The following is a 24,146-nucleotide window of genomic DNA, read 5'->3' on the forward strand; positions in this document are numbered from 1 at the left end:
GTCGGCCTTTCTCCTGAGTCGAGCATGGCTCGACTCTACAGAGCATAATCAGCGCTTCAGCTGGCCTTGCCCTGCGCGTCCAGATAGCGCTCGGCGTCCAGAGCGGCCATGCAGCCGAAGCCGGCCGAGGTGATCGCCTGGCGGTAGTGCTGGTCGGCCACGTCGCCGGCGGCGAACACGCCTTCCACCGAGGTCTGGGTAGCGTTGCCGCCCAGGCCCGAACGGATTTCCAGGTAGCCGTTGTTCATCGCCAGCTGGCCGTCGAACAGGGTGGTGTTCGGGTGGTGGCCGATGGCCACGAAGAAGCCGTGGGCATCGATGTCGCGGGTGCCGCCGTCCAGGGTGGACTTCACGCGCACGCCGGTCACGCCGGCGTCGTTGCCCAGCACTTCCTCCACCTGGTGGTGCCAGACGGTCTCGATCTTGCCTTCGGCCACCTTCCTGAACAGCTTGTCCTGCATGATCTTCTCCGCCTTCAGGGTGTCGCGGCGGTGGACCAGGTAGACCTTGCGGGCGATGTTGGACAGGTACAGGGCCTCTTCCACCGCGGTGTTGCCGCCGCCGACCACGACCACGTCCTGGTCGCGGTAGAAGAAGCCGTCACAGGTGGCACAGGCGGACACGCCGCGGCCCTTGAACTCGTCTTCGGTCGGGATGCCCAGGTACTTGGCGGTGGCGCCGGTGGCGATGATCAGCGCGTCGCAGGTGTACTCGTGGCTGTCGCCGATCAGCTTGAACGGGCGCTGCGACAGGTCGGCGGTGTGGATGTGGTCGAAGATGACCTCGGTCTCGAAGCGCTCGGCGTGGGCCTGCATGCGCGCCATTAGGTCCGGGCCCATCAGGCCGTGGGCGTCACCCGGCCAGTTGTCCACCTCGGTGGTGGTCATCAGCTGGCCGCCCTGCTGCAGGCCGGTGATGACGACCGGCTTCAGGTTGGCACGGGCGGCGTAGACGGCGGCGGTCCAGCCGGCCGGTCCGGAACCGAGGATGACGAGGCGCTGGTGGCGGGAGGGCAGGCTGGTGCTCATGTAGACTCGCGAAAAGGTAGATGGGACAAGGCGCTGGCGATGTTTGCGCAGCATCCGTGGCTGGTCATAGAGTGGCGGCTGGGGCAGGGCGATTCAAGCCGATGAACAGAACGCCGTCATCCAGCGGTGGTTTCGGCCCTGTCCGGGCCCGGTCAGAAGTCGCATAACTGAAAACTGACGCCGTCTCATTTATTATCAATCACTAACAGCGCATTCCAAAGGTATGGTCTAAGGTGGCGAAGCAGGTCCCTGAACGCTCCAAGTCGGACGACAGCAAGGCGTCACGTCGCACGGCCGCGGCGGCGACGACCGACAATCCACGCCGCCAGCGCCTCTGGCGCGACCTGGGCCTGATCGCGATCGCGCCGGCCCTGCTCTATCTGGCGGCGAGTCTTTTCACCTATTCAGCGACGGATCCGGGCTGGTCGCATACCGGCAGCGTGGTCGCGCCGGTGCACAACCTCGGTGGTCGCGCGGGCGCCTGGATCGCCGACGTGCTGCTGCAGTTGTTCGGCTACATCGCCTTCCTGCTGCCGGTGGTGCTCGGTGCGCTGTCGTGGATTGCCATGTTCGGCCTCAAGCGCGAGAGCAAGGGCGAGAACGACCTGGACCCGGCGCTGCGCCTGGTCGGCCTGGTCGGTTTCCTGATTGCTGGCACCGGCTTCCTGCATGTACGCCTGTTCAGTGGCGATGTCTCCAGCGCCGGCGGCATTCTCGGCAAGCTGGTTGGCAATTCGCTCACGGTGGGCTTCGGTGCGCTGGGCGCGAACCTGTTCGTGCTGGTGCTGCTGCTGGCCTCGATTACCCTGGCCACCGGGCTGTCCTGGTTCACGGTGATGGAAAAGATCGGCCGTGGCGTGATGTCGCTGGCACCGTTGCTGGCGCGCAAGAAGGAAGAAGTCACCGAGTGGCAGCAGACCCGGGTGATGCGCGAGGAGCGCCAGGAAGTGCGCAAGGCCGATGCCGAGGTCCGCGCCAAGCGCGAGCCGGTGAAGATCGAGCCGCGCCCGGAACCGGTGATCGAGAAGAGTGACCGGGCCAAGCGCGACACGCAGATCCCGATGTTCCGTGGCGTCAACGGCGACGGCTCGGACCTGCCGCCGCTGGCCCTGCTGGACGACCCCAAGCCGCAGCCGGTTGGCTACGACAAGGAAACCCTGGACGCGCTGTCACGGCAGATCGAGTTCAAGCTGAAGGATTTCCGCATCGACGCCCAGGTGGTCGGCGCCAACCCCGGGCCGGTCATCACCCGCTTCGAGATCGAGCCCGCGCCGGGCATCAAGGTCAGCCAGATCAGTTCGCTGGACAAGGACATCGCGCGCGGCCTGTCGGTGAAGTCGGTGCGCGTGGTCGACGTGATTCCGGGCAAGTCGGTGATCGGCCTGGAAATTCCCAACGTCACCCGCGAGATGATCTACCTGTCCGAGCTGTTGCGCTCGAAGGAATACGACAAGTCGGCCAGCGTGCTGACCCTGGCGCTGGGCAAGGACATTGCCGGGCGCTCGACCGTGGCCGATCTGGCGCGCATGCCGCACCTGCTGGTGGCCGGTACCACCGGTTCGGGCAAGTCGGTGGCGGTCAACGCGATGGTGCTGAGCCTGCTGTTCAAGGCCTCGCCGAAAGACCTGCGGATGCTGATGATCGACCCGAAGATGCTCGAACTGAGCGTCTACCAGGGCATTCCGCACCTGCTGGCACCGGTGGTCACCGACATGAAGGAGGCCGCCAACGGCCTGCGCTGGTGCGTGGCCGAGATGGAGCGCCGCTACAAGCTGATGAGCGCGGTGGGCGTGCGCAACCTGGCCGGCTTCAACAAGAAGGTGAAGGAAGCGCAGGATGCCGGCCAGCCGCTGATGGACCCGCTGTTCAAGCCGAACCCGGAGCTGGGCGAGGCGCCGCGTCCATTGGAGACGCTGCCGTTCATCGTCATCTTCATCGACGAATTCGCCGACATGATGATGATCGTCGGCAAGAAGGTGGAAGAGCTGATCGCGCGCCTGGCACAGAAGGCGCGTGCGGCCGGCATCCACCTGATCCTGGCCACGCAGCGCCCGTCGGTGGACGTGATCACCGGCCTGATCAAGGCCAACATCCCGACCCGTATCGCGTTCCAGGTCAGCTCCAAGATCGACTCGCGCACCATCCTCGACCAGTCCGGCGCGGAGACCCTGCTGGGCCACGGCGACATGCTGTACCTGCCGCCGGGCACCGCGCTGCCCGAGCGCGTGCATGGTGCGTTCGTGTCCGATGACGAAGTGCACCGCGTGGTCGAGCACCTCAAGGCGATGGGCCCGGCCGACTATATCGACGGGGTGCTGGACGAGGTGCAGACGATGGGCGACGGCGTGGTCGTCGGTGCCACCGGCCTGCCCGAGACCAGTGCGGCCGGCGACGAGTCCGACCCGCTGTATGACGAAGCGCTGCGGGTGGTCACCGAGACCCGCCGCGCCTCGATTTCCGGCGTGCAGCGCCGGCTGAAGATCGGCTACAACCGTGCAGCGCGACTGATCGAGGCCATGGAAGCGGCCGGCGTGGTCAGCCCGCCCGAGCACAACGGCGACCGCACGGTGCTGGCACCGCCGCCGCCGAAGTAAGGCCCGACGTATCCCCCACGACGTCCAAGGAACCGACGCATGCTTCACCCCGTACCAAGCGCGCTGGCGCTGGCGCTGGCAGCCTTCCTGGCTGCCGGCCCGGCACTGGCAGAATCCGCCACCTCCGCGCCCGCCACGGCGCCGCCTTCCACCAGCGGCGATACGGAAGCCAGCAATAATTTCAGCATTGTCCGTTACCGCGCCGACTACCAGGTGCGGCCGGATGCGGGCAATGTGCAGACCGAAACCTACGAAGTCCTGCTCAAGACCAAGGCCTCGGTCGAGCAGTTCAGCCAGGTGCGGCTGAGCTACAGCGAGAAGATGGAAACCCTGGAGGTGCTTGGCGCCTACACCATCACCGCCGACGGCCAGCGCCGCGACGTGCCGGCCGATCGCATCTACACCCAGGAGAGCTACTCCAGCGCCTCGGCGGCGATGTATGCCGACCGCAAGGTGCGGGTGATCGTGTTCCCGAACCTGGCCCCGGGCACGCGCCTGTACTACCAGGTGCGCCGCACCCAGGCCACGCCGTACTTCCCGGGCTATTTCGGCCTGTGGGAGACCTTCAACGTCTTCACCGAGTACGAAGACGCCGAGGTCACCCTGACTGCGCCGGCCAACCTGCCGATGTTCGTCGACAGCCGCGGCGTGCAGGGCAGCGATCGCCCGACGGTGAAGAACGGCCAGGCACAGTGGCGCTGGCGCTACCAGCGGCGCGAAGCCATGCCGGCACAGAACTGGTCGGCGGCGGGCTGGGAGTTCGGCCCGAACATCATGGCCAGCACCTATCGTGACTGGTCGCAGATGGGACGCGCCTACCAGCTCAAGGCCGGCCCGGCGGCCGACGTGACCCCGGCGCTGCAGGCGCTGGCTGATGAGATCACCGCTGGCATCAGCGACCGGCGCGAGCAGGCCGATGCGCTTTACCGCTGGGTGGCGCAGAACATCCGCTATGTGGCGGTGTACCTGGGCAATGGCGGCCTGGAGCCGAACAGCGCGCAGAGCATCCTCGACAACCACTACGGTGACTGCAAGGACCATGTGACGATCCTGGAGGCGCTGCTGGCGGCCAAGGGCATCGCCAGCTCGCCGGTGCTGATCGGTGCCGGCGGCGGCCCCACGCTGCCGAAGATTCCGGTGCTGGGCCGCTTCAACCACGCCATCACCTACATCCCCGAGTTCGATCTGTATCTGGATTCGACCACCGCGTGGGCGCGCTTCGGGCAGCTGCCGGAAGGCGACCTCGGCGCACCGGTGATGCGTACCCGCGACGCCTCGTTGGCGCGCACCCCGGCCAACACGCCGGAGCGCAACGCCACCTCGATGGAAGTGCGTTTCACCTTCGACGCCAACGGCAACCTGCGCGGCGAGACCATTCCGAAGCTGGGCGAGAACGCCGAGATCGGCATGCGCGCCCAGTTCTCCCAGCTCAACGCGCAGAACCGTGCGCGCGCCGAGGAGCAGATCATGGCCGCGTCCGGTTTCGACGGGAGAGGGCAGCTGCAGATCCAGGGCGTGCCGGTCGACCTGACCCGGCCGTTTGGCTATCGCATGGCGTTCCAGGCCGAGGACTACGCCGACTTCAGCGTGGCCGGCGGCATGGCCGTGCCGGATCCGCCGGGTGGCGAATCGGTGCGCGGCCTGTACGCCACCGCCTCGGCGCCGGCCAACGAGACGCCGTTCTACTGCAATGCCAGCCTGCGCGAAGAGACCTATCGCCTGCAGTTCCCGGCCAATGCACCGATCATCGCCATCCCGGCCAGCCAGCGTTTCAGCAACGCCGCCGGTGAGTATCGGGTGGACTGGAGTCGCGAGGGCCAGGACGTGATCGTGCACCACCGCTTGCAGCAGAACGCGGTGCGTGGGCCGGAGGCGCTGTGCCAGCCGCAGGACTACACCGCATTCCGCGCGTTGTATCGCGAAGTGCGGCGTGGCTTCCGTGGCCAGGTGCTGTACGGCAAGCTGCCGGGCTCGGGCGGCTGAATCGCCGATGGACGTTCAGGGCGGCATAATGTCGCCCTGATCGCCCATTCATCTTTCCCCGGGCACACTGGCAACCACCTTTCCTGGCGCCCGCGCCCACAGGATTCCCGCATGAACTTCCGCTTCCGTCGTTTCCTTGCCACCACCACCCTGGCCGTGGCCTGCGCCGCCGCCGGCAGCGCCTGGGCAGGCGCCCGCGATGACCTGAAGACCTTCACCAGTGGCCTGAAGGGCCTGGATGGCCAGTTCAGCCAGCAGGTGTTCGACAGCCGCGGCAAGGTGAAGGAATCGACCAGTGGCCGCGTGGCCCTGTCGGCGCCGCGCCTGTTCCGCTGGGAATACGTGCGCCCGCACGAGCAGTTGATCGTGGCCGACGGCAAGAAGGTCTGGATGTACGAACCGGACCTGGAGCAGGCCACCGTGCGCGAGCAGGGCAAGGAAGAGCAGAACAGTCCGCTGACCGCGCTGATCAACCCAGCGCTGCTGGAACAGCAGTACGACGTCAGTGAAGAGGCTGCGCAGCGCGACGGCCTGCAGTGGCTGTCGCTGTCGCCGAAGCGCGAGACCGAAGCCAGCTTCCAGTACGCCGCGCTGGGCTTCAATGCCCAGGGCCTGGCCAAGATGGAAATCACCGATGCGGTTGGCCAGCGCACTGTGATCAGCTTCAGCGGCTGGAAGCGCAACCCGGGCTTCGCGGCCGGCACCTTCAGCTTCACCCCGCCGAAGGGTACCGACGTCATCGGTAATTGACCTGTGGGCGGAGGCGCCTTGGTGGGTGTCAACCTTGGTTGACATGCCTTTGATCTGCCGGCCAGCGGCCGGCACTACCGATCCTGTGGCCTGATCTGCCGGGCATGGCCTGGCCCTGCCTGCTCTGGTGGGTGCCAACCGGGACCGCCTTGGTGGGTGTCAACCTTGGTTGACATGTTTTGATCTGCCGGCCAGCGGCCGGCACTACCGACCCTTGCGGCCTGATCCGTCGGGCAGGGTTCGGCGCTGCCGCAATCCGACCTGACCCGCTCTGGTGGGTGCCAACCTTGGTTGGCAAGCGCTCGGCCAGCTCATCCGTTGTCCGGGTGAACGATCACCTGCCACGCGGTGCCATCAAATCGAACCAGGTCCCAGGGCGTCAGCACCCACAGCACGCTACCGACGGAACTGATATCAACAATCGTTGCATCTCTCAGTTCTTCGGGGATGCCTTCCAGCAACGGTTCAACTACGCCGGTTTCTAGACTGTAGACGTAGAGGCCGCCATTCTCAGAGCCGATGTAAACCTGTTGCTTGTACTGGCACACAGAGTTGAAGTTGATGCCTTCGCCGACCTCGTGTTGGAGGCACTCGAATCCAGTGGAGATGTCGCCCGTAACGATGGTGCCGTGCATTCCTACAAGGACGAGGCGGCCCTGGTCGGTCCTGCAAGCATGAAGCAGCTCGGCAGTAGTGACTTGTTCGGGCACGGTCCAGCTCGAGCCATCCCAGTGCGCAATCAAGCCTTGGGAGCCGATTGCGTAGAGGTCAGCAAAGCCCGTTCCGCAGAGGTCGTTCACGCTGCCCACGCGGAACTCAGCGAGTAGCTGGTTGAATCGCTCATCCTCCCGGACATGGGTCATGTGGGCGCGCCAATCGGCGAATCTCCGGCGAAGCTCTGCGTCGCGTTCCATCGGATCTCGAGGAAGTGCGGGAGCATCGCCCAGTTCGAGCAGGTGGCCGAAATCTTCGAGCCAACTGTCGAAGTCATCCAGATCCAACTCGTCTTCGTCCTCCTCGCAGAAGGCAGTCGCGAATTGGGTTGGAAGCTGCCGCCATCCGCCGTCGCCCCGATGATAGATCTGTCCTCTTGGGCCCGCGCAGAAAAGGGCGTCGCCCAGCAGTCGCAAACGGGTAAGACCTCCGGGGAAGTCGGCGCCTTCCGCCGAGACGTACTCGATCGTGGCCCCAGCACGGGAGTAATCTTCCAGCTGCCCATAGAAATCAAGGGCAAGCACACGACGGGGGCGACCGCCTTCTTCCTCTGGGACAAGCTCTGTGGACATGACCTGGAAGTCCTGCAGGTCATGGTAGAACCACTCCTCTTTGGGGGTGCGGCCAAAGACGAACATGCGGGTGGGTGGGCCGGGATCCGGGTCGTAGTATTCATGCCCAGGGCCAAGGGCTGCAGCCAGATAGTAGATGTCCGCATCGACCGCGCAGCCAGCAATGAACTCAAAGACATTGGATTCGGGATCGCGCACGAATGGGTCCTGAATGGTTGAGTTCCAAATTCTCGGTTACTGATGAGGACACAAGGGCCCCGCGAAAGCATGCTCCATGTGAATCAGCGGCTTACCGGTGGATTGGCTGCGCCGGCTTCGGTTCATTTCCGACACATCGCGTGGCTGCCGGCCAGCGGCCGGCACTACCACCCGTGCGGCCTGATCGCCGGCATGGCCCGGCGCTTTCTGCTCTGGTGGGTTTCAACCGGGACCGCCTTGGTGGGTGTCAACCGTTGGTTGGCACGCTTGGGATCTGCCGGCCAGCGGCCGGCACTACCAGACATCGCGTCCCGCCGCCGGGCACGGCCCGGCGCTACCGTTGGGCGGCGCGGTACAATGACCGGGTGGCAAGACATCGTTCAACTTCCTTCCCTGGTCCCGATCTGCTGAGCGTCGATCGGGAACACCTGCGCCCGCTGGCCGAGCGCATGCGGCCGCGCACTCTCGACGAAATGGTTGGGCAGAAGCGCCTGCTGGCGCCGGACAGCGCGCTGCGTCGCGCGGTTGAATCCGGTCGCGTGCATTCAATGATCCTGTGGGGGCCGCCGGGCTGCGGCAAGACCACGCTGGCGCTGCTGCTGGCCGAGTACGCCGATGCGGAATTCCGTGCCATCTCTGCCGTGCTGTCCGGGCTGCCGGAGGTGCGCCAGGTGCTGGCCGAAGCCGCGCAACGCTTCGCGGAGGGCCGGCGCACCGTGCTGTTCGTGGATGAGGTGCATCGCTTCAACAAGGCGCAGCAGGACGCCTTCCTGCCGCACATCGAGCGCGGCACGATCCTGTTCGTCGGTGCCACCACCGAGAATCCGTCGTTCGAGTTGAATTCCGCATTGCTGTCGCGTTGCCGCGTGCATGTCCTGGAAGGCGTTTCGCCCACCGACATCGTCGAGGCGCTGGAACGTGCGCTGGGTGATCGCGAGCGCGGCCTGGGCGAAGAGGGTATCGAGGTCGCCCCCGAACTGCTGCTGGAAATCGCCACCGCCGCCGATGGCGACGTGCGCCGTGCGCTGACCCTGTTGGAGATCGCCGCGGAACTGGCGGGCGGGGAGGGGGGACGCATCACCCCGCAGACCCTGGCCCAGGTGCTGGCCGACCGTACCCGTCGCTTCGACAAGGGTGGCGAGCAGTTCTACGACCAGATCTCGGCGCTGCACAAGTCGGTACGCAGCTCCAACCCGGATGCCGCGCTGTACTGGCTGACCCGCATGCTCGATGGTGGCTGCGACCCGTCCTACCTGGCGCGCCGGTTGACCCGCATGGCCATCGAGGATATCGGCCTGGCCGATCCGCGCGCGCAGAGCATGGCGCTGGAAGCCTGGGACATCTACGAGCGGCTGGGCAGCCCGGAAGGCGAGCTGGCGTTCGCCCAGCTGGTGCTCTACCTGGCCAGCACCGCCAAGTCGAACGCCGGCTATGCCGCCTTCAACCAGGCCAAGGCCGACGTGCGCGAGAGTGGTACCGAAGAAGTGCCGCTGCACCTGCGCAATGCACCGACCAAGCTGATGAAGGAGCTCGGCTACGGCGCCGAGTACCAGTACGACCATGACGCCGAGGGTGGCATCGCGCTGGACCAGACGGGTTTCCCGGATGCGATGGGCGAACGGGTGTACTACAACCCGGTGCCGCGCGGCCTGGAAATCAAGCTGAAGGAAAAGCTGGACCGGCTGCGTGCCGAGCGCGAAGCGGCGAGGGCGGCAAAGGGTCGCTGACCCGATTTATGTAGCGTCGAGCCGCGCTCGACTCCGCTCTGGACCGGGCCAGCAGCGCCTGCGGCAACGGCAGCCGAGCATGGGCTCGGCTCTACAGGGCCAATGGCAGCCGAGCATGGCTCGGCTCCACAGTGTTCCCGGCGGCGGTCTTTGGCACACTGCGCGGCCACTTTTTCAAGGATTGATGCCGTGCAGGAAATGATTCTGCCGTTGAAGCGCTACGCCCAGTTCGAGGGGCGTGCCAACCGTCGTGAGTACTGGATGTTCCAGCTGTTCATGCTGATCGTCTCCGCCGTCCTGATGGTGCCGCTCGTTGCCGGGCTGGTGATGCAGTCCGACGTCCTGGGCATCGCGTCGATCATCCTGTTTGTCGTGTTCTGGCTGGCCACGTTCGTGCCGGTCATCGCCGTCACCGTGCGCCGCCTGCACGACTGCAACCAGTCGGGCTGGATGTACCTGCTGGCCTTCGTTCCGTTCGGCGGCCTGGTGATCTTCGTATTCGCGCTGCTGCCGGGCACGCCGCAGGAAAATGCTTATGGTCCGGTGCCTTCGGGGCCGTGACATTTCGCGAGTCGGGCATGGCTCGACTCCACAAGAGGCAAAGAAAAGAAGCCGGCATTTCGCCGGCTTCGTCTTTACTTGATGGTGCAGTCGCCGAAGGACAGGTAGTCCGTGCCGGAACTGAACTGCAGCGTGCAGCTGGCGGTGAACGTCGCGCCTTCTTCCAGTGCGCCCAGCTTGGCCGCCTGCTGTTCGTCGTCGCTGGTCAGCCGGGCCAGGACATTGCCCTGGTCGTCGCCGGCCTCGATCAGCGGCTCGCCCGCCAGGTTGCTGGAAACGCTCAGGGCTACGGCAGTGAATGTCACCGTCTGGTTGAGTTGGTCCATGCCCAGTGACGAATTGCCGGCTTCTTCAAAGGCCTGGTAGAGCGTTGGCAGGTCCTGCGCGGCATGGGCGGCCAGCGGCGCAAGCAGGCCGAGGGAGAGGGCGATCAGGGTGGTGTGCTTCAAGGGAGTCTCACAATCATGGGATCCAATCCCATGGCGGTTGTGTGCAGATGAACGCGACCCGGATGGCGGCAAGTGCCCGCCATCCATGGCTGCGCTGGAAGCGGGGCGATCCAATGCCCCGATGGGCGGCAAAATAGGGGAATTGCTGCCCCTTGCGCAACCCGGGCATGCGCGCGCGTGATACACAGCGTGACGTTTGATCGATGTGATAATCATTCGCGTTTAAGGTAGACTGCGGTCCCTTGTGAACCGGCGGCCCTGGGCCGCTTCTGCCGCCGCTGATGAAGCACTTTGTTCCGCCTTCGCGCCGTGGTCCGCTGGCCCGCGGCTTGGCCGCCTTGATGATGGGTCTGCTCCTGGTCACCCCATATGCCCATGCACAGCAGCGCAACCCGCTGCAGAAGATCGGCCGCACCGTGCTCGACGAGCCGGCGGCCAGCTATCGCTTCGAGCATTTCGTGGTGGACAGCCCGGACCAGCAGCGCCGTTGGCGGGTGAACCTGGCGATCCCGGCCAAGGCCGGCAAGGTGCCCTCTCCGGTGCTGTACGCGCTGGACGGCAACGCCGTCGCGATGGTCCTGGATCAGCCGTTGCTGGCCGAGCTGGCCGCGCGCAAGGCGCCGCCGGTGCTGGTGCTGATCGGCTACGACAACGACCTGCGCATCGATTCCAAGGCGCGCACCCGCGACTACACCGCATGGATCGACCGTGCCGACGATGAGAGCGGTACGACCCAGGCGGTCGGCGGTGGTGCTGCGGCCTTCCTGGATGTGATCGAACGCCGCATCAAGCCGGAAGTCGAGCGTCGCGCACGCATCGATACGCAGCAGCAAGCGCTGTGGGGCCACTCGCTGGGTGGATTGTTCGTGCTCAATGCGCTGTACACGCGTCCGGCCGCCTTCCAGTCCTATCTGGCCGCCAGCCCGTCGCTGTGGTGGAGCCAGGGTGCGGCGCTGGGGGATCCGGAACAACAGTTCGTGCAGAACGTGCACGGCCAACCGGCAAGGCTCTGGCTGATGCTGGGCGGTGCCGAGCGTGTCGGTGATCGCGGCAAGCGCGACATGAACAATCCGCGCGTGGTCGCGCACCTGCGCCGCATCGGTGGCGCCACCCCGGATGCGGCGATGCAGCTGTCCGAGCGCTTGGGCAAGGTGCCGGGCCTGAGCGTGCAGTACCGCGAGTTCCCCGGCCTTGGCCACGGCCCGATGCTGCCGGCGTCCCTCCATGCGGCGCTGCATGAGCTGTACGGCGTGACCGATCGCAGCGCCGGCGATGGCGCGCCCAATGGCGGTGACAACGCCGCCGAATGAATCCCTTCGCACGCGCTGCCGTGCGACCCCACTACCCAGGCGAGGCTGCCGACGTGCAGCGGCCCAGGCAACCGATGACCCCCGCGCCACGTGGCGCGGCCTACGTGTGCAAGGAGCCTGCCATGTCGTTCCGTCCGTCTCTCCGTCTTACCTCTCTCGCTGCCGGCCTGCTGCTGGCAGTGACCGCCACCGCGCAGCCGGTGTTCGACCAGCCGGCCAACGCCACCTTCAAGGGTGAGGTCGTCTCACGCGGTGAGAACGTGGTTCCCGGCAGCACCGCCGACGTGGTCGGCCGTGGTTTCGTGCCGGGCCAGAAGGTCAGCCTGCTGCGTGGCGACAGCGTGCTCAACGCACAGCCGGTGGTGGTCGATGCCGATGGCAACTTCAAGACCCAGCTGAGCATTCCGGCCGACGCGGTGCCGGGCACCCACCCGGTGGTGGTGCGCGCCAGCCAGCCGGCTGCGGCCACGGTGCTGAAGCTGCGCGTGTCGCCGCAGTTGCCGCTGTCCGGCCAGGCGCAGTTCGCCACCCGGTCCAGCAAGCTGGTGCCGGGCCTGTACCAGTCCGCCTACAGTGCCGCCCGCAACGCAGTGTTCGTGACCTCGGCGGTGGGTCGCCCGCCGGTGACCCAGTCGCAGCTGCTGAAGCTGGACCCGACGTCGCTGAAGGTGACCAGGGCGATCACCCCGGCGCAGGTGCCGGGCAGCACCAATGGTGCGGTGTACGCGGTCTACGGCGTGGGCGTGGATGACGCCAACGGCAATGTCTGGGTGACCAACACCCGCCAGAACTCGATCGCGGTCTACCGGCAGAAGGACCTGTCGCTGGTCCACCAGTTCCCGGCCGACACTGTGCCGCACGCGCGCGACGTGGTGGTCGATGGCACCCGCGGCAAGGTGTTCGCCTCGGCAACGGGCGAGGACCACCTTTCGGTGTTCGACGCCAGGACCTTTAAGGAGCTGCCGGCAGTGACGCTGGAATCCGGCGTGGACGACGGCACGTTCACCCCGATGAGCCTGGTGCTGGACGAGAAGGGCGGCAAGCTGTTCACCGTCAGCATCGGCACCCCGGAAGCGGCGGTGATCGATGTGGCCAGCGGCAAGGTCGAGAAGGTCATCGATCTGGGCAATTCGATCAGTGCCTCGGGCGTGGCCTTCGATGCGGCACGCAACCGCCTGTACGTCGCCTCGCAGGGCACCGACAACCTGCTGATCGTCGACGTGGTTGCCGGCAAGGTGCTGCATGACGTGCCGGTCGGCGCCGGTGCGCTGAACGTCGCCTTCGATGATGCCTCCGGCCTGGCCTATGTCAGCAACCGTGGCGCTGGCACGGTCACCGTGGTGAATGGTGACGGCAAGGTGGTCGCCAATCTTGATGGCGGCACGCTGCCGAACCACGTCCGCGCCGATGGCAAGGGCAACGTGTTCGCGGTGAACAAGTCGCGCGGCGCTGAGGACCCGAAGGGTGACCGCATCACCCGCATCACCCCGAAGCAGTAAGTCACACGGTGGGGCGGCGTGCGCGCCGCCCTGCCAGCAAGGAGAACGAGCATGAACATCGCGTCCCGTCTGCGCCTGTGTGCGCTTCCGTTGGCTGTTTCGCTGGTACTGGCCGCCTGTGGCGGCGCGTCGACACCGCCTGATGGCCAGAAGGCCGCCGAGCCGCCCGCCGCACCGGCCGCTGCCGAAACCGCGTTGCCGGCAGGCTGGCAGCGCGTGGCCGGTGCCGAGCTGCCGGCCGTGCATGACCAGAAGGCGGTGCTGCCGGCCAAGGTGCATTCCGATGACGGCGCCGATATCGAGGTGACTGATACCAGCCGGATCATTGCCGGTGGCGACGACGTCATCGCGGTGATCGAAGCACTGGGGCTGGGCACGCAGGTATTCGCCGCGCCGACCAACACCACCACCCAGGCCGGCTTGGCCGCGCCGCACCAGTTCCTGTTCAACCGCACCACCGGCGTGGAGGGCGTGCTGAGCCTGCAGGGCTCGCTGTTCCTCGGCAACAGCCTGCGCCGCCACACCGAGCTGGCCAAAAAGCTGCGCGAAGTCGGTGAGCCGGCGGTGGTCATCGATGATCTGCAGCCGGCCCCGGACAAGGTGCGCAAGGTCGCCGCCGCACTAGGGCTGGCCGAAGCGGGGCAAACATTGGCCACGCAGGTGCAGCGCCAGCTCGACGAGGCTGCAGCGATTGGCAAGGGCCTGGGCCATGCGCCACGACTGATCCACGTATCGGCCACCGGCGCTGGCGGCTCGCCCACTGTTGCCGGTGCCGACAGCGCGTCAGCGCAGCTGATCGCGCTGGCCGGCGGCATCAACATCGGCACCGAGGCCGGGGTGAAGAACTACTCGCAGCTGAGCAACGAGGGGGTGGTCGCCGCGGCACCGGAGGTGATCCTGGTGACCGAGCATGACCTGCGGCTGTTCGGCGGTGCCGAAGGCCTGTGGAAGGCGTACCCGACGCTGAAGCAGACGCCGGCCGGGCAGGCCAATCGGGTCTGGGTGATGCCGGATGTGCAGCTGAAGTACACCAGCGTGGGTTCTGGTGCGGGCGCGCTGGCGCTGGCCAAGGCCCTGGCAGCCTTGCCGAAGGCATGAGTCCGGCGGATCGGCGCCGCCGTCGCGGGCGGACGATGTTGATGGTGGCGTTGCTGGCGCTGCTGGGAGCAGTGCTGGCGTCGTTCGCCGTGGGTCCGTTGCGGTTGCCGCCGCTGGAGGTGATGCAGGCGCTTGCGGTGAAGCTGGGCCTGCTTGACCCAGGGGCAGTCAGCAGCCGTGATCTGGCCGTGGTCTGGCAGCTGCGCATTCCGCGCGCCCTGTTGGGCGCGATGGTCGGTGCGTCGCTGGCGATGGCCGGTGCCAGCCTGCAGGGCCTGTTTGGCAATCCGCTGGCCGACCCCGGCATCGTCGGTGTCAGCCAGGGTGCTGCGCTGGGTGCGGTGGCTGCCATTGTTCTCGGCGCTGCCGGTGCGGCCGGCTGGCTGGTGCCGGTGGCAGCCTTCGTCGGCGGCGCGCTGGCGATCGGCCTGACCTATGCGCTGGCCCGGCCCGGCAAAGGCAGTGGGAATGCCACGCTGCTGCTGGTCGGCATCGCGATGGCCGCGTTCTGCTCGGCGCTGATTGGGTTCCTTACTTACATCGCCAGCGAAAGCGAGCTGCAGTCGCTGGTGTTCTGGCAGATGGGCTCGCTGGCGCGCGCCAACTGGGCCGACGTGGCCGCGGTGGTGCCGCTGTTTGCGCTCGGCGTGTTTGCGCTGCAGCGACTGGCCACGCCGCTGGACATGCTGGCGCTGGGTGAGCGCCAGGCGCAGCACCTGGGGCTGGACGTGACCCGTACGCGGCGTCGCCTGGTCGCGTTCAGTGCGCTGCTGGTGGGCGCAGCGGTGGCGTTCGCGGGCTCGATCAGCTTCGTCGGCCTGGTGGTGCCGCACGTGGCGCGACTGCTGGTCGGCCCGGGTCATCGCTGGCTGCTGCCGTTGTCCGGGCTGCTCGGTGCGCTGCTGATCGTGGTGGCCGACACCGCCGCACGCACGCTCGATCCACCTGCGGAGATTCCGCTGGGCCTGTTCTCGGCCGCGCTGGGTGCTCCGTTCTTCCTCTGGCTGGTGCTGCAGCAGCGCCGCAAGGCGGCGCCATGAGCGTGCTGCTGAAACTGCACCAGGTGGTGGTGCGCCGCCAGCAGCGCGAGATCCTGCATGGCATCTCGCTGGCGTTCGAGCCGGGCACGGTGACCGCGCTGGTTGGCCCGAACGGCGCGGGCAAGTCTACGTTGCTGGCGGTGGCGGCCGGTGACCTGCGCGCCGATGCGGGCGAGGTGAGCCTGTTGGACAAACCGCTGGCCAGCTACAAGGCCGGGCCGCTGGCACGCGAGCGCGCGGTGATGCCGCAGGAGCATGGCGTGCGCTTCGCCTTCAGCGTGGAGGAAGTGGTGGCGATGGGACGGTTGCCGCATCCGCCGGATCCGCGTGTGGACGATGCACAGGTGGAAGCTGCCATCGATGCCGCCGAACTGCAGGCGCTACGCCTGCGCGAAGTGCAGCAGCTGTCCGGTGGCGAGTCCGCCCGGACCACGTTCGCGCGCGTGCTGGCGCAGGACACGCCGCTGCTGTTGCTTGATGAACCGACCGCGGCGCTGGATCTGCGCCACCAGGAGCGTACGTTGCGCAGTGTGCGTGCCTGTGCCGAAGCCGGTGCGTGCGTGATCGTGGTGCTGCACGATCTGAACCTGGCCGCCGGCTATGCCGACCGCATCGTGTTGCTGGAACAGGGCAGGGTGGCCGCCGATGGCACGCCGCTGCAGGTGCTCACCGAAGACAAGCTGCAGCGGGTCTATCAGCAGGATGTGGTGGTGCTGGAGCATCCGCGGCGCGGGGTGCCGTTGGTGGTGGTGACGTAGTCCGGATCTGCTGCCGTCGCCGCGTATCATGTCTGACCGGTATTCCCCCAATGGACTGATGCAATGATCTGTAGCATTTCGCGCGGCACGCTGCTGGCCGTGTTGGTTGGCTTCGCAGGCGCTGCGACTGCGGCTTCCACCTCTCCGGTTTCGCTGACCGATGCGGCGGAGAATGCCTCGCTGATCGAGATACGGCATTCCGCTGGCGCGGGTTCTCCTGTTGCGTCCATCCGGACGCAGTACTTCGCCAGCGAGGAAATGTCCGTGAGTTGGGATGACCAGCAGGTGCTGGTGCTTTGCAAGGAGGCGGCATACCTGCAGATTCCCCCTGCCAAGCTCAAGGCCGGTGCGTTGAGCACCGAGCAGCGGCAGATGATCGTCTACCAGGCGCTGATGTCCGGCCTGGGTGCTGTCGCGGGCGTGGTCGGGCCGGCGGGCGAGGTGGTGGCTGTGGCGGATGACGGAAGCGAGACCCGCAGCATTGGTGAAAGCCATTGGGCGTACGGTATCGAGCGCTACGACGTCACCACCCAGCGCATGCCGGGCGGCGCGCTGCGTGTGCATTCCCGCAAGACCGAGACCGTGAACACGACGCCCCCGGCGAGCCCGGACGACACGTTCAGCACCGAGGATGACCAGGCGGCACGCCTGTCCGAACTGGCGCCGGTGGGGAGCTGGACCGAGGTGCTGATCCATGGTGGCCCGCGGCTGCCGCACATTGACCCGGCGACGTCGCTGAAGGGTTGGGTTTCGATGGGGGATGACCAGGCGGCGACCGTGGCCGAGGCGCGCACGCTGCACGGCTGCAAGTAAGGGCTGAGAGGAGGCAGATCCCTTTGCCCAGGGGCAAAGGGATCTGACCCCGATCATTGTCGGCCTCATCGTTCCATTTATGTTTGCAATATTCACTTGCGCGCCAGATTGGCAGGTCTAGAATGCGCCCCATGAACCGGATGCCGCTCCTGAAGTTTTTCACCCTGACCCGCGCCAACGCGGAACGGGCGTGTCTGCCTGGAGCCCCACGAGGCCGTTGAAGCGGCCATCGCTGGACCTTCGACAGAGCGCCCCCCGGGGCGCTCTTTTTGTTTTTGTTAGTCGACTAACAGTCGACTCTACCCAGTCGACGCTACCCAGCCGACGCTACCCAGCACCGCAAAGGAGAACGTGCCATGCACCAGATCGCCGAGACCGAACGCTAGCCGCGCACCCTGTCGCCAACCGGGGTGCGCGGCCCCTGAAGTTGGCCTTGCAGGAACCTCTTTATGAACACCCAGACCCTTTCCCGTCGTCGCAACCTTGGCATCATTGCCCACATCGACGCCGGCAAGACCACGCTGACCGAACGCCTGCTGTGGAAAAGCGGCGAGATCCACCGCGTCGGTGAAGTGCACGACGGCAACGCGACCACCGATTTCTCGGCGATCGAACGCGAACGCGGCATCACCATCGGCGCTGCCGCCGTGCAGGCGCAGTGGGCGCCGCGCGACCTGCCGCCGCATCGGCTGACCCTGATCGACACCCCTGGCCACATCGACTTCGCCATCGAGGTCGAGCGTTCACTGCGCGTGCTCGACGGCGCCGTGGCCGTGTTCTCGGCCGTGGATGGCGTGCAGCCGCAGTCCGAAACCGTGTGGCGCCAGGCGCGTCGCCACCGCGTGCCGCTGATCGCTTTCGTCAACAAGATGGACCGCGTCGGCGCTTCGTTCGAGCGCGTACTGGAGCAGCTGCGGGACAAGCTGCGGGCGCGGCCGTGGGCGCTGGGCGTGCCGTTGGGCAGCGAAAGTGGCTTCAACGGCTGGGTCGATCTGGTCGATGAGCGCGTGCTGCAGTGGCAGGATGGTGCCGCAACCACGGTGACCCCGTGGGAGCAAGCGACGCGGGCCCAGTGGCAAGCCCAGCGCGATGCGCTGGTCGAGGCCGTGGCCGATCACGATGAGCAACTGGCCGATGCCTGGCTGGAAGGTCGCGTGATCGATGCCGGGCAGCTGCGCGCGGCGATCCGCCGGGCGACGCTGGCGGGTGCGGGCGTGCCCGTGCTGGCCGGTGCTGCGTTCAAGGACAAGGGTATCGAGACGCTGCTGGACGCCGTGGTCGATTACCTGCCGTCGCCGCTGGATCGCCCTGCCGTCAGCGCCGAAAGCGATGAGGGCGAGGTCGTGCTGCCGCCGGACCCGGACGGTCCGCTGGCCGGCCTGCTGTTCAAGATCACCCACCAGCAGCACGGCGCGTTGAGCTTCGTGCGGCTGTACTCGGGCACCTTGAAGGTGGGTGATGCGGTGGCCAGTTCGCAGCATCCGCAGGGGCGGCGTGTCAGTCGCCTGGTGCGGGTGCAGGCCGACCAGACCCACGACATCGAACAGGCCGTGGCCGGTGACATCGTTGCAGTGCTGGGCTGGAAGGATGCGGTCAGTGGTGAAACGCTGAGCGGTCGTGCGCAGCCGCTGCGCCTGGAGAACATCCAGGCACAGGCACCGGTGCTGGCGTGGCGGTTGGAGCCGGAGCGTGCGGCCGACCTGATCCGGATGGCACAGGGTTTGGCCAGCCTGGCCCAGGAAGATCCCTCGTTCCGCGTCGAAACCGATCGCGACACGGCGGAGACCCTGGTCTGGGGCATGGGCGAACTGCACCTGGAGGTGATGGTCGAGCGCCTGCGCAGCGAATGGAAGGTCGACGTAGGCGTAGGTGCGCCGCGCGTGGCCTACCAGGAGACGCCGATGCGTGCGATGACCGGCGTCGTGGGGCGGCTGGTCAAGCAGACCGGCGGCCAGGGCCAGTTCGCGCACGTGGTGCTGGACGTATCGCCGCGCGAGGACGACCAGGTCGTATTCAACGACCGCATCGTCGGTGGCGTGGTGCCGCGCAGCTTCATCGCGGCGGTGGAGAAAGGTGTGCGTGCTGCGCTGTCGGAAGGCCCCCAGGGCCATCCGGTGGTCGGCATCGAGGTCAGTCTTGTCGATGGCCAGACCCATGCCAAGGACTCCTCGGAGATGGCGTTCCATCGCGCAGGCGCCGAGGCGATCAAGGCGGCGCTGGCCGAAGGCGGCACGCAGCTGCTGGAGCCGGTGATGGCGGTGACGGTGCATTCGCCGTCAGCGTCGGTGGGTGATGTGGTCGGCGACCTCAACCGCCGCCATGGTCGCATTGCCCGCATCGACGATCAGGATGGTCGCGCCGAGGTCAGTGGCTTCGCACCGCTGGCGCAGCTGGTGGGCTATACCACCTCGCTGCGTTCGCTCAGCCAGGGGCGGGCCAGCAGCGAGGCGCACCTGCATGGCTACGAGCCGGTGCGCGCTGCATGAAGAAGGTGAGGGGAGCCCGTTCGCGGGCTTCCTTTTCTGTGGGTTCGGGTTTCCGCATCCATGCATGGCGTGGATCTACCGGGTGATCGGGTCGCGAGCTCTGCACTAGATCCACGCCATGCGTGGATGGGGCCCTCGCGATGCGTTTTTTTGCATTGCGATGCAACAAAACTGCAGAAAAAGCTGGATTAAAGTGATGCCTCACGATAAATTGCGCACCCCCCGTTGCTCGCCGCCGCCCGCACCCCTCTCATGCGTGATGACAAAGACCCCGGAACCCTGGAGCTGACCCTGCCGCGCAAGCGCGGTCGTCCGCCCAAGTTCGGGTATGCGATGAGCGATGCGCAGCGGGCCGCACGCTATCGTGCGCGCCGGGCAGGGCAGGCCAACCACGCCGATGTGCGCTCCTGCAGCGACATGGTGCTGCTGGACAAGATCCGTGCAGCGGTGAGCGCGCGCGACACCGAACTGGCCGGATTCCTGGTCCACGTGCTCTGGCAGCGCTACCCCCTGCAGCTGAAATAGTTCGCTGGCGGGGTGGTCGTTGTCATCGAGCTTGTTGATAATGCGGGATTCAGGTTGTTCCCGCTGGCGTGCCCGGGATGGCAGGCGCGCATGATCGAACGGTTCCCAAGATGACCACCACCAGCGACACCACCACCGAAGCGGCGCCGAGCGGCGCTCCCCTGTTCTATACCCGTCCGGTGCCGCTGCAGGCCGATGTGCACGCCGATCTGCGCATCCTGCCGGGCAAGCTCGAGTTCGCCGCCGGCAACAACGCCATTCCGCTGGTGCTGGGCGAGTTCTCGCTGGCGCTGCATCATTTCCCGATCCTGTTCGCCGGCCCCGGTGCGGTTCCGATGGCTGCCGTCGGCGTGTCCGACCAGAACCTGTTCATCAAGGACGGCCTGTGGGAAGACGAGGCCTATATTCCGGCCTACCTGCGCCGCCACCCCTTCATCTTCATCGACACCGGCGCGGAGAATGACTTCCTGCTGGGCATCGACGAAGAGAGCCCGCGCGTGGTCAAGGGCGGCGAGGAAGGCCAGCCGCTGTTCGTTGACGGCAAGGCCACCGAAATGGTGCAGCAGGCGCTGGAGTTCTGCGGCCAGTACACCCGCGAGCACGAACAGACCCTGGCCTTCTCCAAGGCCCTGACCGACAACGGCCTGCTGGTCGAGCGCAACGCCACCGTGCGTACCCCGGATGGCCGCGAGTTCAACCTCAATGGCTTCCTGGTGGTGGACGTCGAGAAGTTCGTTGCGCTGCCGGAAGCCACCGTGGTCGAGTGGCACCGCAGCGGCTGGCTGGCACTGATCCACCAGCACCTGATGTCGCTGGGTCGCTTCAATGACCTGACCCGTCGCCAGGTCGAGCGCCTGGCCGCCTGATCAAGGCATTGGCAGGGTTCCCGCTGGGCGGGAGCCCTGTCCGGCCTTCAGCACGTCCAGCAGGCGCCGCGCATCGGCCCAGTCCGGCGCGGCGTCATGCGCCAGGTCGACCAGCTCCGCCGCGATGGCCGCATGCTCGCATTGGCCCAGCATCTGCAGCGTGCCCTGCAATCGGTGCGCGTGATGGCCCAGTGCCGATGCATCCGCTCGATCAATAACCCGCTCCATGCTGCCGAGCTCATCGTGGATGTCGGCGATGTAGGCCGCGTCCATGTCAATCGTCTGCGCGGCTGCGCCCAGGCCCTCTGGTCGCGCAATGCCGAGCGCAGGCAGCAGCTGGGCGGCGCGCAGCGGCTTGGCCAGCACCGCGTCGAAGCCCGAGCGGTGGCAGCGTGCGCGATGACGCCGTCCGGTGCGGGCAGACAATGCGATCAGGCGAACGGTGCGCCCGGCAGGCCCGCGTAGCTCGCGCGCCAGCACGTGACCATCGGCGCCAGGCAACCCAATGTCGATCAGAGCAACGGAGCGGGGCTGTCGTGCCTGTTCGGCCAGGGCACTGGCCGCATCTTTCACGGCGCACACCTCTGCGCCCCAGCGCCGCAGCTGTTCGGCGATCACGTGGCGATTGAGCTCGTGGTCCTCGACCAGCAGCAGGTGCAGTCCGGCCAGTGGCGTATCGCCCACGGGCATGTCCTGGGCATCCACGCCGGTGCCAGCCGGGCACACCGGCAGGCGCAGGATGAAGCGACTGCCACGGCCCAGCACGCTGTGCACGGTGAGGTCGCCGCCCATTGCGCGGGCCAGCTCGCGCGCGATGGAAAGCCCCAGCCCACTTCCGCCACGCCGCTGTCCGCTGCTGCCTTGCTGGAAAGGCTGGAACAGGGTGGCTACCTGCGCCGGCGCGATGCCGATGCCGCTGTCGATCACCTCTAGCAGCAGCGCCCGCGGACGCGCCGCCGGCATCAGTTGCAGGCGCAGCTCGATGCGGCCGGAATCGCTGAACTTCACTGCGTTCGCCAACAGATTGCTGGCAATCTGGCGTAGCGCATCGGCGTCCACCAGGATGTTCGACGGGGATGCGCCCTGGGCATCGAGATGCAGCTGCAGGCCTTTCCGCTGGGCCTGTGGCCGGATTGCCTCCAGAGCCTGCCGGCACAGCTGGGTTGCATCGCAGGGTTGCGCATGCGGCTTGAAAGCGCCGCTCGCAAGGCGCGAAAAATCCAGTGCGCGATTCAACAGGCTGCGCAGGGATTGGCTGGCGCTGCTGGCAGCGGCGAGCAGGTCACGCTCGCCCTTGGGCAATGTCGATTGCCCCAGCAGCTCGATCGAGGTCAGCACGGCCTGCGCCGAGTTGCGCATCTCGTGGCTGATCACGCCGATGGCATGCGCGCTGCTTCGGTCACCGCGCGCCCGCAGGTGGCGCATTGCGAGCCACAGCAGCGGCAGGGCAATCAGCAGTGGGGCCAGCAGCAGCCACCCGCGCGGGGGCGACGCCTGCATCCAGTCCAGTGCATTCCCGGCCGCGGCAGGCAGGGTCTGGCCTGCCCATAGGTGGAGCAGGCCTGCGTGCTCTTCCAGTGTGATCTCCCGCAATGCCTGTTCGATGCGCCCAAGCAGTTGCTGGTCTTCCCGGCGAACCAGCAGGTAAAGGTCGGTGGAGAAACCGCTATCGAACGGCTGCAGGCGCAGGCTGCCATTGAAATGGCGTCGAACCAGGGGGCGCAGCGTGGGCTCCAGGCCAATCGCCACGTCCGCCAGCCCGCTTTCGACTGCCGCCAGTGCTGCATGCCGGTCTGGCAGCTGCCGCAGCCGGACCTGCGGGTGATGCGCGTGCAGCCAGCTGGCGTAGGGCCCGCCTTCAACGACGGCGATGACCCGGCCGTCGAGTTCGCGCATCTCCCGTGGCAGCCACTCGCCGGCGCGTCCGGCCAACAGGGTGGCGCCGCCACGGAATGCGGTGGACGCGGCAAGGCCGGGGCAGGGCAGCGGCTGGTGCCTTGCGCCGCCAAACACCATGACCAGGTCAGCCTCGTGATGGCATACAGCGAGGATTGATGCGGCGGTTGTCGGGTAGGGGTGTTCCAGGAAACGGAATTGGGCGTGCCGCGCCACCAGGTTGGCATAGCCATGGGCGAGCGTTGGCGGTGATGACGGATCGGCCAGGGCCGCGGGCAGGGGGCGCAGGGAGGGAGTCGTGGCGACCCGTACAGTGCTGCCCGGCAGCCAGCGTGGCGAGCGGATATCTTCGGCCGAGGCAGCCGGCAGGAGAAGGAGCGCCAGCAGCCCCGTGGACAGGAAGCGGCGGCGCAACGGCGGCTGGCGCCTCACGGTGTCTCCAGTCGTTCGCGCAGTGCGTAGATTTCCACGTCGCTGCGCAATCCCAGCTTGCGCAGCACAGCAACCTTCTGCGTGCTGACAGTCTTGATGCTGCGGTGCCGCCGCAATGCGATCTCGGAGACCGTCAAGCCTTCCAGCAGCAGGCCCAGCACTTCGCGCTCGTTGCGGCTGAGCTCGCCGCGATCGCCGGCCAGCCTGACGTCCGGTGGAACCCGGGTCAGGCCCTGGGAAACACGTACGATGGCGTCGGATAATGCAGCAAGCGGTTCGGCCTTGCTGACGAATCCGTGGAGTCCGGCATCGATCAGGCTGTTGAGGTTGGTGGTGGGGCAGAGCGTGGCGAAGGCCAGCAATTGCGTGCGCGGGAATTCCCGGCGCAGCAGCGCAACCAGCTCGAGGCTACCCAGGTCGTCACGGGCAAGCGTGAGATCGATGATGGCCACATCTACCGGTGTGTGTTGCAGGCTGCAGAGCAGTTCGTTGCTGCAACCGTGGCTGGCGACGATGTCGAAGCGGAGATCGCCTGACAGGTGCAGGGCGGTGCCGCGACGGACGACTTCGTGATCGTCCAGGAGCGCCAGGCGAAGCCGACGCGGTGCAGGAAATCCATTCATGCGCGGGAGGTGGTCGGCGCCCATGGGCGTGGCCGCCATTCTGGCGCCGCTGTCGCGTCGAACATCGAATTCGTTGCGTTTTTACGACTATTCCTAAAGATCGATGGATGCAGTTGATCGGCCGGGGCTTACGCATTCGTGACGTAAATGGATGGGGTGCTGCAGGCGTCCCGTCGTGGCTGCCGGAACCATTAATGTGACGCGTCACGCTGGCGTGACCCTGC

General features: G+C 66.7%; 19 protein-coding genes. 14 read left to right on the forward strand and 5 right to left on the reverse strand.

Annotated features, from left to right (window positions below; all coding sequences use genetic code 11):
- Positions 1 to 56: 56 nt before the first annotated feature.
- On the reverse strand, positions 57 to 1,028 hold the full coding sequence (gene trxB, locus AC5P7A_RS14210) for a thioredoxin-disulfide reductase (RefSeq protein ID WP_014647087.1): 972 nt from the start codon (positions 1,026 to 1,028) through the stop codon (positions 57 to 59).
- Between the two features lie 233 nt (positions 1,029 to 1,261).
- On the opposite strand from trxB, the gene AC5P7A_RS14215 reads away from it, so the two are divergent.
- The 3 genes from AC5P7A_RS14215 (at position 1,262) to lolA (ending at position 6,355) form a co-directional block, all read left to right on the forward strand.
- Positions 1,262 to 3,622, forward strand: coding sequence for a DNA translocase FtsK (locus AC5P7A_RS14215; protein ID WP_014647088.1), 2,361 nt, complete (start codon positions 1,262 to 1,264; stop codon positions 3,620 to 3,622).
- 39 nt (positions 3,623 to 3,661) lie between these two features.
- The gene (locus AC5P7A_RS14220; RefSeq protein ID WP_329767775.1) at positions 3,662 to 5,605 is read left to right on the forward strand and encodes a DUF3857 domain-containing protein; all 1,944 of its coding nucleotides are present in this window, start codon (positions 3,662 to 3,664) and stop codon (positions 5,603 to 5,605) included.
- 111 nt (positions 5,606 to 5,716) lie between these two features.
- Positions 5,717 to 6,355 carry an outer membrane lipoprotein periplasmic chaperone LolA gene (gene lolA, locus AC5P7A_RS14225; RefSeq protein ID WP_005413289.1) on the forward strand — a complete coding sequence of 213 codons (639 nt, stop codon included), beginning with the start codon at positions 5,717 to 5,719 and terminating at the stop codon, positions 6,353 to 6,355.
- A gap of 311 nt (positions 6,356 to 6,666) precedes the next feature.
- On the opposite strand, the gene AC5P7A_RS14230 is transcribed toward lolA, so the two are convergent.
- Positions 6,667 to 7,839 carry a hypothetical protein gene (locus AC5P7A_RS14230; protein ID WP_495220224.1) on the reverse strand — a complete coding sequence of 391 codons (1,173 nt, stop codon included), beginning with the start codon at positions 7,837 to 7,839 and terminating at the stop codon, positions 6,667 to 6,669.
- Between the two features lie 449 nt (positions 7,840 to 8,288).
- On the opposite strand from AC5P7A_RS14230, the gene AC5P7A_RS14235 reads away from it, so the two are divergent.
- A complete protein-coding gene (locus AC5P7A_RS14235) occupies positions 8,289 to 9,566 on the forward strand; it encodes a replication-associated recombination protein A (RefSeq protein ID WP_329767776.1) in 1,278 nt (425 codons plus the stop codon).
- 189 nt (positions 9,567 to 9,755) lie between these two features.
- Positions 9,756 to 10,127, forward strand: coding sequence for a DUF805 domain-containing protein (locus AC5P7A_RS14240; protein ID WP_014647091.1), 372 nt, complete (start codon positions 9,756 to 9,758; stop codon positions 10,125 to 10,127).
- 74 nt (positions 10,128 to 10,201) lie between these two features.
- Here the strand turns inward: AC5P7A_RS14240 and AC5P7A_RS14245 are convergent, their stop codons facing one another.
- Positions 10,202 to 10,576 carry a hypothetical protein gene (locus tag AC5P7A_RS14245; RefSeq protein ID WP_014647092.1) on the reverse strand — a complete coding sequence of 125 codons (375 nt, stop codon included), beginning with the start codon at positions 10,574 to 10,576 and terminating at the stop codon, positions 10,202 to 10,204.
- A 281-nt stretch (positions 10,577 to 10,857) separates the two neighbouring features.
- Between AC5P7A_RS14245 and AC5P7A_RS14250 the strand changes: the two genes are divergently transcribed.
- The 9 genes from AC5P7A_RS14250 to AC5P7A_RS14290 all read left to right on the forward strand — a co-directional run bounded on the left by AC5P7A_RS14250 (position 10,858) and on the right by AC5P7A_RS14290 (position 20,971).
- Positions 10,858 to 11,886, forward strand: coding sequence for an alpha/beta hydrolase (locus AC5P7A_RS14250; RefSeq protein WP_495220225.1), 1,029 nt, complete (start codon positions 10,858 to 10,860; stop codon positions 11,884 to 11,886).
- A gap of 122 nt (positions 11,887 to 12,008) precedes the next feature.
- Complete coding sequence (locus tag AC5P7A_RS14255; RefSeq protein ID WP_495220226.1) at positions 12,009 to 13,385, forward strand: YncE family protein; 1,377 nt, start codon at positions 12,009 to 12,011, stop codon at positions 13,383 to 13,385.
- Positions 13,386 to 13,436: 51 nt separating this feature from the next.
- Positions 13,437 to 14,483: a heme/hemin ABC transporter substrate-binding protein gene (locus AC5P7A_RS14260; RefSeq protein ID WP_014647095.1), complete on the forward strand. Its 1,047-nt coding sequence runs from the start codon at positions 13,437 to 13,439 to the stop codon at positions 14,481 to 14,483.
- The gene (locus AC5P7A_RS14265; protein WP_046430486.1) at positions 14,480 to 15,523 is read left to right on the forward strand and encodes a FecCD family ABC transporter permease; all 1,044 of its coding nucleotides are present in this window, start codon (positions 14,480 to 14,482) and stop codon (positions 15,521 to 15,523) included. The genes AC5P7A_RS14260 and AC5P7A_RS14265 overlap by 4 nt, the downstream gene beginning before the upstream one ends.
- Positions 15,520 to 16,281, forward strand: a complete 762-nt coding sequence (locus AC5P7A_RS14270) for a heme ABC transporter ATP-binding protein (protein WP_495220227.1) — start codon at positions 15,520 to 15,522, stop codon at positions 16,279 to 16,281. The genes AC5P7A_RS14265 and AC5P7A_RS14270 overlap by 4 nt, the downstream gene beginning before the upstream one ends.
- Positions 16,282 to 16,344: 63 nt before the next feature.
- On the forward strand, positions 16,345 to 17,094 hold the full coding sequence (locus AC5P7A_RS14275) for a hypothetical protein (protein ID WP_495220228.1): 750 nt from the start codon (positions 16,345 to 16,347) through the stop codon (positions 17,092 to 17,094).
- A gap of 449 nt (positions 17,095 to 17,543) precedes the next feature.
- Positions 17,544 to 19,580 carry an elongation factor G gene (fusA, locus tag AC5P7A_RS14280; protein WP_495220229.1) on the forward strand — a complete coding sequence of 679 codons (2,037 nt, stop codon included), beginning with the start codon at positions 17,544 to 17,546 and terminating at the stop codon, positions 19,578 to 19,580.
- 252 nt (positions 19,581 to 19,832) lie between these two features.
- Positions 19,833 to 20,105: a hypothetical protein gene (locus tag AC5P7A_RS14285; RefSeq protein WP_005409616.1), complete on the forward strand. Its 273-nt coding sequence runs from the start codon at positions 19,833 to 19,835 to the stop codon at positions 20,103 to 20,105.
- 110 nt (positions 20,106 to 20,215) lie between these two features.
- Positions 20,216 to 20,971 carry a SapC family protein gene (locus AC5P7A_RS14290; RefSeq protein WP_032961063.1) on the forward strand — a complete coding sequence of 252 codons (756 nt, stop codon included), beginning with the start codon at positions 20,216 to 20,218 and terminating at the stop codon, positions 20,969 to 20,971.
- Here AC5P7A_RS14290 and AC5P7A_RS14295 read toward each other — a convergent pair whose 3' ends face one another.
- The gene (locus AC5P7A_RS14295; RefSeq protein WP_495220230.1) at positions 20,972 to 23,299 is read right to left on the reverse strand and encodes an ATP-binding protein; all 2,328 of its coding nucleotides are present in this window, start codon (positions 23,297 to 23,299) and stop codon (positions 20,972 to 20,974) included.
- The gene (locus tag AC5P7A_RS14300; protein WP_495220231.1) at positions 23,296 to 23,946 is read right to left on the reverse strand and encodes a LuxR C-terminal-related transcriptional regulator; all 651 of its coding nucleotides are present in this window, start codon (positions 23,944 to 23,946) and stop codon (positions 23,296 to 23,298) included. Before AC5P7A_RS14300 ends, AC5P7A_RS14295 begins: the two co-directional genes overlap by 4 nt.
- Positions 23,947 to 24,146: the final 200 nt, after the last annotated feature.

The sequence above is a fragment of the Stenotrophomonas sp. YJH_SMC_65 genome (assembly GCF_059369475.1).

Bases quoted from the DNA above. Each gene is read 5' to 3' on its own strand.
- AC5P7A_RS14285 (WP_005409616.1), top strand. From the start codon at position 19,833: ATGCGTGATGACAAAGACCCCGGAACCCTGGAGCTGACCCTGCCGCGC.
- AC5P7A_RS14235 (WP_329767776.1), top strand. From the start codon at position 8,289: ATGCGGCCGCGCACTCTCGACGAAATGGTTGGGCAGAAGCGCCTGCTG.
- AC5P7A_RS14255 (WP_495220226.1), top strand. From the start codon at position 12,009: ATGTCGTTCCGTCCGTCTCTCCGTCTTACCTCTCTCGCTGCCGGCCTG.
- AC5P7A_RS14270 (WP_495220227.1), top strand. From the start codon at position 15,520: ATGAGCGTGCTGCTGAAACTGCACCAGGTGGTGGTGCGCCGCCAGCAG.
- lolA (WP_005413289.1), top strand. From the start codon at position 5,717: ATGAACTTCCGCTTCCGTCGTTTCCTTGCCACCACCACCCTGGCCGTG.
- AC5P7A_RS14275 (WP_495220228.1), top strand. From the start codon at position 16,345: ATGATCTGTAGCATTTCGCGCGGCACGCTGCTGGCCGTGTTGGTTGGC.
- AC5P7A_RS14290 (WP_032961063.1), top strand. From the start codon at position 20,216: ATGACCACCACCAGCGACACCACCACCGAAGCGGCGCCGAGCGGCGCT.
- AC5P7A_RS14260 (WP_014647095.1), top strand. From the start codon at position 13,437: ATGAACATCGCGTCCCGTCTGCGCCTGTGTGCGCTTCCGTTGGCTGTT.
- AC5P7A_RS14250 (WP_495220225.1), top strand. From the start codon at position 10,858: ATGAAGCACTTTGTTCCGCCTTCGCGCCGTGGTCCGCTGGCCCGCGGC.
- trxB (WP_014647087.1), bottom strand. From the start codon at position 1,028: ATGAGCACCAGCCTGCCCTCCCGCCACCAGCGCCTCGTCATCCTCGGT.
- AC5P7A_RS14220 (WP_329767775.1), top strand. From the start codon at position 3,662: ATGCTTCACCCCGTACCAAGCGCGCTGGCGCTGGCGCTGGCAGCCTTC.
- fusA (WP_495220229.1), top strand. From the start codon at position 17,544: ATGAACACCCAGACCCTTTCCCGTCGTCGCAACCTTGGCATCATTGCC.
- AC5P7A_RS14265 (WP_046430486.1), top strand. From the start codon at position 14,480: ATGAGTCCGGCGGATCGGCGCCGCCGTCGCGGGCGGACGATGTTGATG.
- AC5P7A_RS14300 (WP_495220231.1), bottom strand. From the start codon at position 23,946: ATGGGCGCCGACCACCTCCCGCGCATGAATGGATTTCCTGCACCGCGT.